This window comes from Thioclava sp. NS-SX20 (assembly GCF_057380695.1).
In genome coordinates this window covers 901,070-916,301 of sequence record NZ_CM170816.1, presented here as the reverse complement: position 1 = coordinate 916,301, position 15,232 = coordinate 901,070, and the positions used below count along the sequence as shown (strand labels likewise).

Below are 15,232 nucleotides of genomic sequence, written 5' to 3'. Positions count from 1 at the left end.
GTGCCGCTGGAAAAAGAGGATTGATCACGCGGCTCACGACCCAAAGCGAATCGTGGATTTGGAAGCGGCCCCCTCGCCTGCACTCCTCAGCACCGACCACGCCGGCCTCGCCCGGAAGCGACTGCCGAAAGCGGCCCACAAGCTTGCAGAACAGAACAAGGACGGAAGATGAAAGTGGGAACCGGATTGGGAACGGCGGGGAACAAGCTGCTCGACCCTATTGCAAACCAACCTCTTCTTCATTGAATTTCAGATTGGTACGGGCGGCCGGACTTGAACCGGCACTCCTCTCGGAAGCGGATTTTGAATCCGCCGCGTCTACCATTCCACCACGCCCGCAATGCAATGTGCCTTGGTCTCTTACTGGGCTTCAAATCGCTAGTCAATGTCGCCACCGCATAAATCCCTGCGGTGCGGCCAAAATTGTGGAAAAACCGCGCATCCGCCAGAGACCTCACGGCAGACTGTCGCGACAGGGCCTGTTTTGAGGTTGAGGATGCTTGACCCTTCCTGCGGGTCAGGGCATCCCTTACAAACACAAAACAGGGGGCGACATGATCCGCCGACTCTATGACTGGACCATGCGTCTGGCGGGACATCGTCACGCCACTTGGGCGTTGGCGTTCATCGCATTTCTGGAAAGCTCGGTTTTCCCGATCCCGCCGGATGTCCTGATGATCCCGATGATCATCGCGGCACCGCACCGGGCCTTCCGGATCGCTTTTATCGCCACATTGGCCTCTGTCATCGGCGGCATCGTGGGATACGGCATCGGCTACGGGCTGATGGATAGCGTGGGCAAGCCCATTCTGGAATTCTACGGCAAATCCGACAAATTCGACGAGCTGGCCACCCGTTTCAACGAATACGGACCCTGGGCGGTGATCATCGCCGGTGTCACCCCCTTCCCGTTCAAGGTCATCACCATCTTCTCGGGGGTCACCCACCTTTCCCTGCCGATTTTTCTGGGATCCGCAGTCTTTGCACGGGCCTTGCGCTTTTTCGTAGTCGCCGCGCTTTTGTGGAAATTCGGCGCACCGATGCGTGATTTCATCGAGAAGCGGCTCGGGCTTGTGTTTACGCTTTTCGTCGCCTTACTGTTGGGCGGTCTTTATCTGGTGAAATATCTATGACCCAATCCCGCGCCTATATCCTTCTTGCAAGCGTCGGTTCGGCGACTCTTCTGGCCGCGGCCTTCCTGTTTCAGGCGGCGGGCTATGCGCCCTGCCATCTGTGCCTGTTGCAACGCTGGCCGCATCTGGTGGCGGTGATCATCGGTGCCGCGATGCTGGTTTTCCACCTGCGCAGCCCCTTCGCCTATCTCGGGGGGCTGGCGGCGCTGACCACGGCGGGAATCGGCATCTATCACTCGCTCGTCGAGCGTCATATCATCGCGGGCCCCACAAGCTGCACCTCCGGCGGGCCGGGGCTTGGCTCTGTCGATGACCTGCTGGACCAGATCAACCGCGCACCGCTGATCCAATGCGACCAGATCTCCTGGGAGATGTTCGGCGTCACAATGGCCAATCTGAACGTTGTTTTCTCCTTGGTGCTTTGGGTGCTCTGGATGCTGGCGGCAAGGTCCGGCGCGCGCAGCTGAACCGCGCCCAATCGCGCCCCTATCGAAAATGCATCGCCCCGAGCGCGGCCTTTCCCCGACAAGACGGGGAATGGAAGTTGCATACTAACCGTCGGGCGGGCTATAAGAAGCCCCAACAAGATCTAGAAGAATAGAGGCGCGCGTGAACGATACTCCCGATACGCCGGACACGGAAGATAAAGGGCCGGGACGCCCCTCTTCCGAGCAGTTTCCCATTGTCTCCATCGCGTCCGAGATGAAGACGGCCTATCTCGATTACGCGATGAGCGTGATCGTCTCGCGCGCGATCCCCGATCTGCGTGACGGCCTCAAGCCCGTGCACCGCCGCATTCTTTATGCGATGCATGAAACGGGCAATACGCATGACAAACCCTATCGCAAATCGGCACGTCCGGTGGGCGATGTTATGGGGAAATACCACCCTCATGGCGATGCCGCGATCTATGACGCTTTGGTCCGTATGGCCCAGCCGTTTTCCATGTCGCTGCCGCTTCTGGATGGTCAGGGCAACTTCGGGTCGATGGATGGCGATAGCGCCGCCGCCATGCGCTACACCGAGGTCCGGATGCAGAAGGCCGCCGCCTTCCTGCTCGCCGATATCGAAAAAGACACTGTCGATTTTCAGGACAACTACGATGGCAAGGACCGCGAGCCGGTCGTTCTGCCCGCGCGGTTCCCGAATATGCTGGTCAATGGTGCGGGCGGTATTGCCGTCGGTATGGCCACCAATATCCCGCCGCATAACTTGGGCGAAGTGGTCGATGCCACCCTTGCGCTGATCGACAACCCCGATATGTCGACCGAGGCGATCATGCAGATCATCCCCGGCCCCGATTTCCCGACGGGCGGTCTGATCCTTGGTCGTGGCGGTGCGCGCAAAGCCTATCTGGAGGGCCGCGGCTCTGTCGTGATCCGCGCCAAGACCCGTATCGAGGAGGTCCGCAAGGACCGTCATGCGATTGTGGTCGACGAGATCCCCTATCAGGTCAACAAGGCCGCGATGATCGAGAAGATAGCCGAGCTGGTGCGCGACAAGCGTCTGGAAGGCATCTCCAACATTGCCGATGAATCCGACCGTGTCGGCGTGCGCGTGGTGATCGAGCTCAAGCGCGATGCGACGCCGGATGTGGTGCTCAACCAGCTTTACCGTCTGACGCCTTTGCAGACCTCCTTCGGCTGCAACATGCTGGCGCTGAATGGCGGCCGCCCCGAGCAGCTGACCCTACGCGATTTCCTCACGCATTTCATCACCTTCCGCGAGGAAGTGGTGGCACGGCGCACCGCGTTCGAGCTGCGCAAGGCGCGTGAACGCAGCCATATCCTCTGTGGTCTGGCTGTGGCGGTGTCGAATGTGGATGAGGTCGTCGCCACGATCCGGTCCTCGGCAGATGCCGCCGAGGCCCGCGAGCGCCTGATGACCCGTCGCTGGCCCGCGCATGACATCGTCGAATATCTCAAGCTGATCGACGACCCGCTGCATCCGGTCAATGACGATGGCACCTATAACCTGTCCGAAGTTCAGGCCCGCGCGATCCTCGATCTGCGCCTGCAGCGCCTGACCCAGATCGGGGTGAAGGAAGTCACCGACGAGCTGGCGGAACTGGCCGAGAAGATCAAGGACTACCTTGCCATCCTTGCCTCGCGCGACCGGATCATGGCGATCATCTCGGACGAGCTGCGCGAGGTGCGCGAACTCTTCGCCGTGCCGCGCCGCACCGAGATTGCCGATTTTGTCGGCGATATCGACGACGAGGACCTGATCGAGCGCGAAGACATGGTCGTGACGGTCACCCAGTCGGGCTGGATCAAGCGCACGCCGCTGGCCGATTTCCGCGCGCAGAAACGCGGTGGCAAGGGGCTTTCGGGCGGCGGTCTGAAAGATGATGATGCGGTGACCACGATGTTCGTGGCCAATACCCATACGCAGCTTCTGTTCTTCACGACCGAAGGCATGGTCTACAAGATGAAGACGTGGCAGTTGCCTGCCGGTTCGCGTGCCTCCAAGGGCAAGGCGATCGTCAATATCCTGCCGATCCCCACGGGCGTTTCCATCGCCGCCATCACGCCGGTCGATCGCGACGAGGCCGAATGGGCCGATCTGCAGATGGTCTTTGCGACAAGCGCCGGTACTGTACGCCGCAACCGCCTGTCGGATTTCACCAATGTCATGCGTAACGGCAAGATCGCGATGAAATTCGACGAAGAGAATGCGGGCATGCGTCTGATCAATGCGCGCATCTGTTCCGAGGAGGACGATGTGATGCTGGTCACCGCCAAGGGCCGCGCCATCCGCTTCCCCGTGCCGGAAGTGCGGGTGTTCAACTCGCGCAATTCGGTCGGTGTGCGCGGCGTGAAGCTTCTGGGCGATGACGAGGTCGTGTCGATGTCGGTCATCCGTCACTTCGATGCAACGTCGGAAGAGCGCACGGCTTACCTCAAGCAGCGCCGTCTGATGGCCGGTATCACCGAAGAGGACGAGGCCGACGAGGATGAGGACGCGGTAGAAGGCGGCCAGCTCTCGCCCGAGCGTTACGCCGAGATGTCTGCCGCCGAGGATCTGATCCTGACGATCACCGCCAAGGGCCTTGGCAAGACCTCGTCCAGCCATGACTACCCCGTGCGCGGGCGTGGCGGCCAAGGTGTGACCGCGTTTGACAAGAAGATGCGCGGCGGCGACCTTGTGGCCTCCTTCCCTGTCGAGATGGGCGACCAGATCATGCTGGCCACCTCAACCGGCCAGTCGATCCGCTGTCCGGTGGACGGGATCTCCTTCCGCTCGCGCGGTGCAGGCGGTGTGAGGGTCTTCAATACGGCCGAGGGCGAGACGGTGGTCTCTGTCGCGCGTATCGCGGATCAGGGCGACGAGGACGGCGAAGATCAGCCGATCACGCAAACGTCACAGACGGACGATACGCCACCCGCTGACGGCGCATCGGAACAAGAGTAAAATCGCGGGCAGGCACATGTAGATGTGACCTGCCCTAAAAATTCTGTGGCGCAAGATCACAGACCAACGAGCAGAGTAGAGACAATGAAAAAGACAGCTATCCTCGCCCTTCTGGCCGGATTTGCGCCCTTGGCTGGCCATGCTGCCGATGTCGTCGGCGCCAATGTCGGCCTTTCGCATTACAACTTCCTTGATGCGGATTCGCGGGACAATTCGCGCACCAGCATCGGTGGCCAGATGGAAATCGGCTTTGCGCCGCAATTCTCGGTGCAGGGTGACATGGCACTGAACCGTTATTGGGACGATAGCTGGGACGGCGCATCCACCGCCCTGCATGCGATCTATAACATGAACGACACCATGAAATTCGGTGCACGTGCGGGGTATGAGCGCCTCGACAGCGATGACATCACCACGCTGGGCGTGGAATATGGTGCGGATTACGGGCTGTTCTCGGTTGAGGCGGCGTATAACCACGTGAAGAACCACGATGCCGACCTGCAGGGCAATCTGTACAATGTGTCCGCCTCGATGCCGCTGAATTCGCAGGTCTCGGTGGGGGGCCGTGTGGATTATTACGACACCGATAATGTGACCGGCCGTCGTATTGCCGCAACCGGCGAATACAAGATGGGCAACGGCTATGCCATGACGGGCGAGCTGGGCTTCAATGATCCCAACCACGACGATGCGGAAAGCTATGTGGGGATCGGCCTGCGTGCCGATCTGGGCCAAGGTGGCGTCAGCTTCAGCGACCACAGCCTGTCGGATCTGATCGTCGGGCACTGATCTTTACCGACATGCGATGATGCGGCCATCCGGTAATCGGGTGGCCGTTTGCCTATCGACCGGTGCAAAAGGGTTTTAATCGAATATCAAATCCTTTGTGCTGAAATCCCGACCACGCGCCTGAGGGACAGCCCGCAAGAACGGGGTGGTAGATGGGCCGGGAGGTTGGATATGAATTTGTATCACTGTATGATTGAGCTGACATCGGGCACCAAAGCGCTGGCCTTCGCGGCAGCGGCTGAGATCTGGTATGGCGGGTTGCAAAAGCGCGGACTGATCAGTTCGTGGCGGCTGATGCGGCGCAAGCTGGGCTTGGGCGCAGAGGGTCAGGCGGATTTTCTGTTAGAAATCGAGGTGGCCGACATGGCCATGCTGGAAAACGCGTTTCGGGCTGTAGGCCAGAGTGACGATGAACTGGCCCGCCATTACGACCAGATGCATGCGATGATCGCGACCTCCAGCGTCGGGCTTTACCGTGAATTTCCAGATCCCGAACGGCGCGAGCGTATCGCCCTGATCTGACGGCCCCGATTATGCCGCATCCTGCCGGCCAAGGGCCGCGCATCCTTATGCGCAGGGCCGCAGCCCTGCGGGGCATCGAGCCCCTTGGGCTGCGCGGGATCGGGCCTTACGGCCCGCCCCGTAGAGCAAACGACCGAGCCGGTTTCTTGCACAAACCGCCGATTGTCCCTTGAGAATGGCTCTTTTCAAAACCACGGCTTTGGCCTAGACGAACGCCATGACAGATACACTCCATATCCTTGGCGGCGGCATGGCCGGTTCCGAAGCTGCGTGGCAGGCCGCGAATGCAGGCGTGCGCGTTGTGCTGCATGAGATGCGCCCGACTGTTGAGACCTTTGCCCATCGCACCGGCGATTTCGCCGAGATGGTATGCTCGAATTCCTTCCGCTCGGATGATGACGAGCAGAATGCCGTGGGGCTTTTGCATTGGGAGATGCGGGCGGCAGACGGGCTTATCATGGCGATGGCCGACAAGCACAGCCTGCCTGCCGGTGGCGCTTTGGCGGTGGATCGCGATGCGTTTTCAGCCGGTGTGACCCGTGCGCTCAAGGATCATCCGCTGATCGAGACGCGCTATGGCGAGATCACCGAACTGCCGAAAGACGGGCATTGGATTGTGGCGACGGGTCCGCTGACCTCTGGCGCTTTGGCCGAGAGCATCCGTACCGAGACCGGCGCCGATGCTTTGGCTTTCTTTGATGCCATCGCGCCCATCGTCTATTTCGAGTCGATCGATATGGATGTGGCTTGGCTGCAATCGCGCTATGACAAGGGCGAGACCGAGGAAGAGCGCAACGCCTATATCAACTGCCCGATGACCAAGCCCGAATATGAGGCCTTCATCGATGCGCTTCTGGCCGCCGATAAGACCGAGTTCCACGAGGGTGAGACGGCGAAATATTTCGATGGCTGTCTGCCGATCGAGGTGATGGCCGAGCGCGGGCGCGAGACTCTGCGCCACGGTCCGATGAAGCCCATCGGCCTGACCAACCGCCATAAGCCCGAAGAAAAGGCCTATGCCGTGGTGCAGTTGCGCCGCGATAACGCTTTGGGGACGCTGTATAATATCGTGGGTTTTCAGACCAAGATGAAATATGGTGCGCAGACGGAAGTGCTGCGGATGATCCCCGGTCTTCAGAACGCGAGCTTCGCACGTCTGGGCGGCATCCACCGCAACACCTTTATCAACTCGCCCACGCTTCTGGACAATCAGATGCGGTTGAAATCGCGCCCCAATATCCGTTTTGCGGGGCAGATCACCGGCGTTGAAGGCTATGTGGAATCCTCAGCCATGGGGCTTCTGGCTGGACGGATGGCTGCCGCCAAGATCCTTGGCCGCGACCTGCCTCCGCCCTCCTATGAGACCGCGATGGGCAGCCTTGTGAACCATATCACTGGCGGTGCCGAGGCGAAGACCTTCCAGCCGATGAACGTCAACTTCGGGCTATTCCCGCCGGTCGAGGCCCGTGGCGGGCGGCGCGGCCGCAAGGACCGTTACAAGCTGTATACCGACCGCGCGAAAGAGCAGTTCACCGCGTGGCTTGACGCTCAGCCGAAATAAGGGCGGATGCGGACGCGCTTTGCTCCTTCGCCCACCGGCCCGCTGCATCTGGGCCATGCCTATTCCGCCTGTCTTGCGTGGGATATGGCGGCGGACGGGGAGTTTCTGCTGCGGATCGAGGATAATGATACCCAGCGGTGCCGCCCCGAATATGAGGCGGGCTGCTATGAGGACCTGCGCTGGCTGGGGCTGTCATGGCCCGAGCCGGTGATGCGCCTGTCGGACCGGCGCGAGGTCTATCTGGCGGTGATCCATGATCTGATCGACCGTGGCCTGGCCTACCCCTGTTCCTGCACGCGGCGCGATATTCAGGCGGCGATGTCCGCCCCGCAAGAGGGTGTCAGCGCGCCGCATCTTTATCCGGGCACCTGTCGCCACCGGAAGGGGCACTATCCGCAAGCGGGCGACGCGGTGCGGCTGGATATGGCGGCGGCTTTGGCCGGCCTGCCGGAGCAGGCTCTGACATGGGAAGAAACGGGGCTTGATGCGGGGCTGCACCATCTGGACCCTGCCCGCCTGTTGCAGGATCATGGCGACATTGTGCTGATGCGCAAGGATATCGGCACGGCGGCCTATCACCTGTCGGTCGTGGTCGATGATGCCGAACAGGGCATCACCGATGTCATTCGCGGGGCCGATCTGGCAGAGGCCACCATGCTGCACCGCCTTTTGCAGGCCGTGCTGGACCTGCCCACGCCGCGTTATCATCACCACCGGCTGATCCGTGACGAGAACGGCAAGCGGCTGGCCAAACGCAATGATGCGCGGGCGATCTCGCTTTACCGCAGCGAAGGTGCCTCGCCCGCCGATATCCGCGCGATGGTTGGCCTTAAGCCATAGGCTCTGCGGTGATCACCTCTTTGCCATCCTCGACCAGCGTATAGAAACAGCTGCGGCGGTTGGTATGACAGGCCGGCCCCTTCTGCGTGACCTTCACAAGCAGGCAGTCGCGGTCGCAATCGATGCGCAATTCGACCAGATGCTGCATATGGCCCGAGGTCGCACCCTTAGCCCATAGGCTTTGACGCGAGCGCGACCAATAGGTGACATGGCCCGTCTCCAGCGTCTTAGCGAGGCTTTCGGCATTCATCCAGGCCATCATCAGAACCTCGCCATTTTCGGCATCTTGGGCGATGGCGGGGATCAAACCGTTGGCATCATATTTCAGGCTGGAAAGATCGAAAGACATAGGGGTTTCCTCTGCAAGGTGAAGGCCCTATCTATCGCAAACCGAGATAGGGGAAAAGACCATGAGCGACGGAGATCTGTTCCGGCTTTATTCACAACGCATTCTGGCGCTGGCGGCGGATATTCCGCATAGCGCCCCCCTGTCCGCACCCGATGCCACGGCCAAAAAACGCGCGCCGCTTTGCGGCTCGACCGTCGAGGTGGCGCTGACTGTCGAAAACGGGCGCATCACCGGCTATAGCCAGACCGTGCGTGCCTGCGCGCTGGGGCAGGCCTCGGCTGCGATTTTCGGGCATAATATCATCGGCCGGTCGCGCGAGGAGGTGCAGGCGCTGCGCGATGCCCTGGCGCGGATGCTGGCGGGCCAAGGCCCCGTCCCCACGGCCCCTTTTGCGGAATACGAGATCCTGCAGGCCGCACAGGACTATCCCAATCGCCACGGATCTATCCTGCTGGCACCGGATGCGACCCTGCTGGCTTTCGACCAGATTTAACGGGATGTAAAACCTTCCATGCGAGCCTCCCAAAGTCTGAGGTGGAGGCTGCATGAACGATCTTTCTTTTCATCCCGGGGCCGGGACTAATGGAACCGGACTGGACCAGATCGCCAAACAGGCGATCACATTAGGTCGCGAAATCGTCGAAATTGCAGCCGCTCTGGATCTTCTGGCCCAGAACGCGACGGAACAGATGGGCCATCTGACCCATGCTGATCGTGCCGCAACCATTATCCAGAGTGCGAATGAACGGGTCATCACCGGCATCGAGGCCGTGGCCGGCGCCGCGCAGCGCACGCAGGATCATGTGGCCGAAACCACCACCCAGATGCGCGAAACGGCCCAGCACGCGCAGAAGATCGCCAGCTGGGTCACATCGGTCGCGCAGCGCATGTCGGATGTCGGCAAGACCCTAGCGCAGGTGCAATCGGAAAACAGCGAGATCCGGCAGATCGCCTCGCAGGTCAATATTCTGGCCATCAACGCCAAGATCGAGGCGGTGCGGGCGGGAGATGCGGGGCGCGGCTTTGCGGTGGTCGCCGAGGCCATTAACGAGCTGTCGCGCAAAACGGCAAATGCGGCGGGCGGGATCAGTCAGGCCATTGAAGGTCTGGATAGCGGCATCCAGACCTTGCGCAAAGAGGCCGAGAACATCACGGATAACGCATCCCGCGTGCTCAGTGGCACCGTTGAAACGGATCAGGCCATGTCGCGCATGACGGCCTCTGTTGACGAGACCCGTCAAGCCGTGGGCGAGATTGCGCAGCGGGCGAATGAAGTGCGCGAAGCCAATAGCCGTTTCGCACCGGCTTTCGGGGCGATGACGCAGGCGATGAAGCAGACCGGAACACAGGTCACGCAGGCGCAAAAACGCACAACCGCCCTGATCACCGTCGGCGAGACCATCGTGCAAAACTCTGTCCAGCTTGGCGGCGCGCTGGAGGATGCGGCCCTTATCGACTTCGTGCAGCAGGAAGCCGCCAAGATCAGCGAGATTTTCACGCAGGCAGTTGCTTCGGGGCAGATCGAAACTGCGGCTCTTTTTGACCGGCGCTACGAACCGATCGAGGGCACGAACCCGCAACAGGTCATGGCGCGATTTACGCTATTTACCGATAAGGTTCTGCCCCCCATTCAGGAAGCGGCATTGGAGCTGGACGGCAAAATCGTGTTCTGCGCAGCGGTGGATGAAAACGGATATCTGCCCACGCATAACAGAAAGTTCTCGAAACCGCAGGGAGCCGATCCTGCATGGAATACCGCAAACTGCCGCAATCGGCGGATTTTCGATGATCGGGTCGGGTTGCGTGCAGGCCGCTCGACCGCGCCTTTTGTCCTGCAGATCTATCGTCGCGACATGGGAGACGGGCACTTCGTTCTGATGAAAGACCTCTCGGCCCCTATCACCGTGAACGGACGGCACTGGGGCGGGTTGCGCATTGCCTATGCCTTCTGATCGAAAAGCCTATATGGCCCTGCCTTTCCGGAGGGAACGGATCGTTCTAATGCATGCCAAGCCGATGATGAGGGCCCGAAACGGCGCTCCACAGCATCCTCGAAACGGACCTTGAATGAAAAAACCGCCATCCCGAGGATGGCGGCGAGTAAGGCACTTTCTACGCGCCCGGTGTGATCAAGAGGCTCGTCCGGGCAGGACGATGGACGCGCGCCGCGGGGACAGTGCGGCGCAGTGCGAGGCAGACCGGGCTTTAAAAAAGCCCCGGCAAACACAGAAGCCCCAAGCAGGTTACACAGATCGACGCGGCGCCAAGCACGTCGGACAAAAGGCTATCGCCTTCGATAACCGTTCCAATTTTTCGCAACATCGATGTAACCTCCTTGCTTCTGTTGCTCTTTTGTTCTCATTAAAAAGAGAACAAGTAAAGAACATTTTTACCAAGCTTAGGGTTACCCAACGGAAATCAGTTTGATTGCGCGATCCTGCTCCATCAACCAAAGCAGCGTTCTGGCTGCGCGTCCCCTCTCGCTTTCAAGCCCGGGGTCCCCTTCCAGAAGCGCGCGCGCATCGGTTTGCGCGGTCGCCATCAACCCCGCCTGACGTTCCAGATCGGCCACGCGAAACCGTGGAAGCCCCGATTGCGCGGTGCCGATCATATCGCCCGCACCACGCAACGCGAGATCTTCCTCGGCAATCCGGAAGCCATCCTCGCTATCGCGCAACACCTTCAGTCGCCGCTCGCCGGTCTCTGTCAGGGGCGCGCGATACATCAGAAGACAGGTTGAGGCCGCAGCCCCGCGCCCGACCCGTCCGCGCAACTGGTGCAACTGCGCAAGCCCGAAACTCTCGGCGCGCTCGATCACCATGATCGAGGCATTGGGCACGTTGACCCCCACCTCGATCACAGTGGTCGCCACCAGAACACGTTTCGTCCCCGATAGAAATTCTGCCATCGCCGCGTCCTTTTCGGACGGAGACATCTGCCCGTGCACCAAGGTGACCACCTCATCCCCCAAGGCCGCCCGCAGATGTTTGAACCGTTCTTCAGCCGATTGCAGATCCGATTTCTCGCTTTCTTCGACCAACGGGCATACCCAATAGGCCTGACGCCCCTCGTCTACCGCGCGCGTCAGATGCGCAACGACCTCTGCCAGACGCTCATCCGCGATCAACGCGGTCTTGACCGGCGTCCGGCCAGGGGGCTTTTCGTCCAGAACCGAAACATCCATATCGCCATATTGGGTCAGTGCCAGAGAGCGCGGGATCGGCGTCGCCGTCATGACCAAAATATCGACCGCCTGCCCCTTAGCCCCCAATTCCATCCGCTGCGCCACGCCAAAGCGATGCTGCTCGTCTATGACCACAAAGCGAAGGTCATGAAAATGCACATCTTTCTGGAAAACGGCATGGGTGCCGAGCAAGATATCAATGCGCCCTGCGGCAAGATCTTCCAGCTTGGCCGCACGATCCGCACCCTTATCGCGCCCCGTCAAAAGCTCGACCCGCACCCCCGCATCGCGGGCAAGAGGCGCAATCCCCTCCATATGCTGGCGCGCCAGAATCTCGGTCGGGGCCATCATAACGGATTGGCCTCCCGCCTCGACCGCTGTGACCAAGGCCAGCAATGCCACCAACGTTTTCCCCGCCCCGACATCCCCCTGAAGCAGACGGTTCATGCGGCGATCAGAGGCCATATCGCCCCGAATTTCGGCAACCGCACGGGTCTGCGCGCCAGTTGGCGCATAGGGCAGATTTTGCAAAATGCGCGCGGAGAAACGGCCATCACCGCGCGTCACCCGCCCCGGTTTGCGTTTGGCATTACGTCGCGCCAAAGCCAAGGTCAGCTGATGCGCGAACAACTCGTCATACGCCAGCCGCATACGCGCCGGCGACTGCGGCATACAGTGCGCAAGATCTTCCGGATGATGCGCCGCCTGCATGGCCACGTGCCAATCCGGCCAATCTTCACGCTTTTTCAGGTTGGGATCGATCCATTCGGGAAGCTCGGGCAACAAGGCCAGCGCTCCTTCGGTGGCCTTGCCCATGACCTTCTGCGTGATCCCCGCAGAGAGAGCGTAAATCGGCTCGAAGCGCGGAATCTCTTCAAGTTGCTCAGGCAGAAGGATGAAATCCGGATGTACGATTTGCGCGCGGCCCTCGTAGATTTCGACCTTCCCCGAAACGATCCGCCGCTCGCCCAAAGGAAGCTGCTTCTGGAACCATTGGTCATTGCCCCGAAAAAAGACCAGCGTGATCTCGGCCTGCGCATCTTCAACGATCACCCGCGAAGGTGCCCCCGCCCGCGCCGCCTTCACATGGCGCAGAACCGTTACCTCGGTCGTCACGACCTGCCCGTGCGGCACCCCCGCCACCGTGGGCACCGGACGGCGATCGACCAGGCTGTAAGGCAAAGTGAGCAGCAGATCACGCGGCTTTTCGAGGCCAGCCTGTGTCAATGTCTGTGCCAGCTTCGGGCCGATACCGGGCAAGCTTTCAAGCTTACCGAATAGCGGGAAAAGACTCTCGGGCCGACCTGCCATCAGCCTTGCCCGGCCATAACCAGCCACGCATCCTCGTCAATCACCCGCACACCAAGATCTGCCGCTTTGGTTGCCTTGGATCCGGCCCCCGGACCGGCCACAAGGATATCGGTCTTCTTCGACACGGACCCCGCCACTTTTGCCCCCAGCGCCTCAGCCCGCGCCTTGGCTTCCGAACGTGTCATCTTTTCAAGCGTTCCGGTAAATACGATCGTCAACCCTGCGATTTCGCTATTATTTTTCGGCTTTTCGGCCTCTTGCACCCGAAGCTGCGCGATCAGACGGTCAATCGACCCGCGCTCGGCTTCCTGATGGAAGGTGCTCACCAGACTTTCGGCAAGAACCTTGCCAACACCGTCAATGCCAAGCAGATCCTCCCAGGCTGCATTGCCTTTCGGATCGGCCTGCGTCATTGCGGCTTCGAAAAACGGCCATGTGCCATAATGGCGCGCCAGCAACGTCGCGGTCTGTTCTCCCACATGACGGATCCCCAAAGCAAAGATCACACGCGCAAGCGCGATATCACGCCGCTGGTCAATCGCGTCAAACAGTTTGAGCGCGGATTTCTCCCCCCAACCATCGCGATTTTTCAATTGCCGCACCTGACCCGGCCCATATCTGTCCCGCAGAGTGAAGATGTCGACAGGTTCCCTGACCCAGCCATCTTCATAAAACGCCTCAACCTGTTTGGCGCCAAGCCCGTCAATATCGAACGCAGCGCGCGAGACAAAATGCTTGAGCTTTTCAACTTGCTGCGCCGGACAGATCAATCCGCCGGTGCACCGACGCACCGCATCCCCTTCCTCGCGAATGGCGTCCGAACCACATTCAGGGCATTTCGAAGGAAATTCATAGGGTTGCAGACCTTCCGCGCGACGCGCAAGATCCACATCCGCAATTTTCGGGATCACATCGCCTGCGCGATAAACCTGCACCCAATCCCCCTCGCGGATGTCGCGCCCGCCACGGATCTCTTCGCCTTTCGAATCGCGCCCTGCAATATAGTCTTCGTTATGCAAGGTCGCGTTGGAGACAACCACACCTCCAACCGTGACCGGTGTCAGACGCGCCACGGGACTGAGCGCACCAGTCCGCCCCACCTGAATCTCTATCTTCTCAAGTTGGGTCCATGCCAGTTCGGCAGGGAATTTATGTGCGATCGCCCAACGCGGCGTTGTCGAACGAAAGCCCAGCCGAGCCTGCAACGCAAGGTCGTTGACCTTATAGACGACACCGTCGATATCATAGCCGAGCATCGCCCGATCTGCTTCGATCGCATGATACTGGGCAATCATCTGCGCCGATCCGGAACAGGTCTTGGTCAGCGGATTTGTCGAAAAACCAAGTTCGGCCAAACGCTTGATCGCTCCGCTTTGGCTATCTGCAAGAGGTGCCGACAGCACCCCCCAAGCATAGGCAAAAAACTTCAATGGTCTGCGTGCGGTGACCCGCGGATCCAGCTGGCGCAACGACCCTGCGGCGGCATTCCGCGGATTGGCAAAACGTTTCTCGCCCCGTTCATCTTGCGAGATATTGAGCGCCGCAAAATCGTCATGCGCCATATACACCTCGCCGCGCACCTCAAGCAGATCCGGCGCATCTTTCAAATGCTGCGGAATATCGGGGATCGTCCGCGCATTTTCCGTAACGTTTTCACCCGTTTCCCCATCGCCACGCGTTGCAGCGTAAACAAGCACACCTTTTTCATAACGCAACGAAAGCGATAGCCCGTCAATTTTTGGCTCTGCGGTAAAAGACAAGCGCGTATCCGCTGCCAATCCGAGATATTTCCGGATGCCGCGGACAAAATCCTCGACATCTTCATCCTCGAAGGCATTGCCCAAGCTCATCATCCGTTGTTCATGCCGGACCTTCGCAAACCCTTCCGCCGGGGCCGCGCCTACTTTCTGGGACGGGCTGTCGCCACGTTGCAGATCCGGGAATTGCGCCTCCAATGCAAGAAGGCGGCGTTTAAACGCATCATATTCGGCGTCAGAGATCTCCGGCGCATCCTGCGTATGATACGCCGTATTCGCCCGCTCAAGCCGCGCTGATAGGTCCGCAATCTCGCGCGCCGCCGTATCTTTTGTCATATCACCGGGGGGAATGGCGGAAGAATTCATGGCGGG

Annotated in this window: 12 protein-coding genes and 1 tRNA gene; 9 read left to right on the top strand and 4 right to left on the bottom strand. The window is 60.2% G+C overall.

The features are described from left to right. Positions 1 to 255: 255 nt before the first annotated feature. Positions 256 to 339 (bottom strand) — tRNA-Leu (locus AC2ISB_RS04595). 215 nt (positions 340 to 554) lie between these two features. On the opposite strand from AC2ISB_RS04595, the gene AC2ISB_RS04590 reads away from it, so the two are divergent. The 7 genes from AC2ISB_RS04590 (at position 555) to gluQRS (ending at position 8,259) form a co-directional block, all read left to right on the top strand. Continuing rightward, positions 555 to 1,133, top strand: coding sequence for a YqaA family protein (locus AC2ISB_RS04590; protein ID WP_339107119.1), 579 nt, complete (start codon positions 555 to 557; stop codon positions 1,131 to 1,133). Further along, a complete protein-coding gene (locus AC2ISB_RS04585) occupies positions 1,130 to 1,600 on the top strand; it encodes a disulfide bond formation protein B (RefSeq protein ID WP_339107118.1) in 471 nt (156 codons plus the stop codon). Before AC2ISB_RS04590 ends, AC2ISB_RS04585 begins: the two co-directional genes overlap by 4 nt. Before the next feature lie 235 nt (positions 1,601 to 1,835). Next, positions 1,836 to 4,547, top strand: coding sequence for a DNA gyrase subunit A (gyrA, locus tag AC2ISB_RS04580; RefSeq protein ID WP_406737015.1), 2,712 nt, complete (start codon positions 1,836 to 1,838; stop codon positions 4,545 to 4,547). A gap of 84 nt (positions 4,548 to 4,631) precedes the next feature. Next, the gene (locus AC2ISB_RS04575) at positions 4,632 to 5,336 is read left to right on the top strand and encodes a TorF family putative porin (RefSeq protein WP_406720640.1); all 705 of its coding nucleotides are present in this window, start codon (positions 4,632 to 4,634) and stop codon (positions 5,334 to 5,336) included. A gap of 171 nt (positions 5,337 to 5,507) precedes the next feature. Then, positions 5,508 to 5,858 carry a DUF6614 family protein gene (locus AC2ISB_RS04570; RefSeq protein ID WP_339107115.1) on the top strand — a complete coding sequence of 117 codons (351 nt, stop codon included), beginning with the start codon at positions 5,508 to 5,510 and terminating at the stop codon, positions 5,856 to 5,858. Positions 5,859 to 6,075: 217 nt separating this feature from the next. Next, positions 6,076 to 7,419 (top strand): methylenetetrahydrofolate--tRNA-(uracil(54)-C(5))-methyltransferase (FADH(2)-oxidizing) TrmFO, encoded by a 1,344-nt coding sequence (gene trmFO, locus AC2ISB_RS04565; protein WP_486576326.1) that lies wholly within the window; start codon positions 6,076 to 6,078, stop codon positions 7,417 to 7,419. A gap of 6 nt (positions 7,420 to 7,425) precedes the next feature. Beyond that, positions 7,426 to 8,259: a tRNA glutamyl-Q(34) synthetase GluQRS gene (gluQRS, locus tag AC2ISB_RS04560; protein ID WP_486576324.1), complete on the top strand. Its 834-nt coding sequence runs from the start codon at positions 7,426 to 7,428 to the stop codon at positions 8,257 to 8,259. On the opposite strand, the gene hisI is transcribed toward gluQRS, so the two are convergent. Next, complete coding sequence (gene hisI, locus AC2ISB_RS04555) at positions 8,249 to 8,608, bottom strand: phosphoribosyl-AMP cyclohydrolase (protein WP_339107112.1); 360 nt, start codon at positions 8,606 to 8,608, stop codon at positions 8,249 to 8,251. The two genes, gluQRS and hisI, sit on opposite strands and share 11 nt — an antisense overlap. Before the next feature lie 61 nt (positions 8,609 to 8,669). Between hisI and AC2ISB_RS04550 the strand changes: the two genes are divergently transcribed. Beyond that, entirely contained in the window at positions 8,670 to 9,101 is a 432-nt protein-coding gene (locus tag AC2ISB_RS04550; protein ID WP_486576322.1) for an iron-sulfur cluster assembly scaffold protein, read from the top strand. Between the two features lie 52 nt (positions 9,102 to 9,153). After that, positions 9,154 to 10,560, top strand: a complete 1,407-nt coding sequence (locus tag AC2ISB_RS04545) for a methyl-accepting chemotaxis protein (protein ID WP_406720635.1) — start codon at positions 9,154 to 9,156, stop codon at positions 10,558 to 10,560. 452 nt (positions 10,561 to 11,012) lie between these two features. Here the strand turns inward: AC2ISB_RS04545 and recG are convergent, their stop codons facing one another. Both recG and ligA read right to left on the bottom strand, forming a co-directional pair. Next, positions 11,013 to 13,103: an ATP-dependent DNA helicase RecG gene (gene recG, locus AC2ISB_RS04540; protein ID WP_339107109.1), complete on the bottom strand. Its 2,091-nt coding sequence runs from the start codon at positions 13,101 to 13,103 to the stop codon at positions 11,013 to 11,015. Then, positions 13,103 to 15,226 carry an NAD-dependent DNA ligase LigA gene (ligA, locus tag AC2ISB_RS04535; protein WP_486576319.1) on the bottom strand — a complete coding sequence of 708 codons (2,124 nt, stop codon included), beginning with the start codon at positions 15,224 to 15,226 and terminating at the stop codon, positions 13,103 to 13,105. Before ligA ends, recG begins: the two co-directional genes overlap by 1 nt. Positions 15,227 to 15,232: the final 6 nt, after the last annotated feature.

Excerpts from the sequence above, each read along its gene's own strand:
- AC2ISB_RS04590 (WP_339107119.1), top strand. The coding sequence starts at position 555 with ATGATCCGCCGACTCTATGACTGGACCATGCGTCTGGCGGGACATCGT.
- AC2ISB_RS04585 (WP_339107118.1), top strand. The coding sequence starts at position 1,130 with ATGACCCAATCCCGCGCCTATATCCTTCTTGCAAGCGTCGGTTCGGCG.
- ligA (WP_486576319.1), bottom strand. The coding sequence starts at position 15,226 with ATGAATTCTTCCGCCATTCCCCCCGGTGATATGACAAAAGATACGGCG.
- AC2ISB_RS04570 (WP_339107115.1), top strand. The coding sequence starts at position 5,508 with ATGAATTTGTATCACTGTATGATTGAGCTGACATCGGGCACCAAAGCG.
- gluQRS (WP_486576324.1), top strand. The coding sequence starts at position 7,426 with ATGCGGACGCGCTTTGCTCCTTCGCCCACCGGCCCGCTGCATCTGGGC.
- AC2ISB_RS04545 (WP_406720635.1), top strand. The coding sequence starts at position 9,154 with ATGAACGATCTTTCTTTTCATCCCGGGGCCGGGACTAATGGAACCGGA.
- AC2ISB_RS04550 (WP_486576322.1), top strand. The coding sequence starts at position 8,670 with ATGAGCGACGGAGATCTGTTCCGGCTTTATTCACAACGCATTCTGGCG.
- hisI (WP_339107112.1), bottom strand. The coding sequence starts at position 8,608 with ATGTCTTTCGATCTTTCCAGCCTGAAATATGATGCCAACGGTTTGATC.
- AC2ISB_RS04575 (WP_406720640.1), top strand. The coding sequence starts at position 4,632 with ATGAAAAAGACAGCTATCCTCGCCCTTCTGGCCGGATTTGCGCCCTTG.
- gyrA (WP_406737015.1), top strand. The coding sequence starts at position 1,836 with ATGAAGACGGCCTATCTCGATTACGCGATGAGCGTGATCGTCTCGCGC.
- trmFO (WP_486576326.1), top strand. The coding sequence starts at position 6,076 with ATGACAGATACACTCCATATCCTTGGCGGCGGCATGGCCGGTTCCGAA.
- recG (WP_339107109.1), bottom strand. The coding sequence starts at position 13,103 with ATGGCAGGTCGGCCCGAGAGTCTTTTCCCGCTATTCGGTAAGCTTGAA.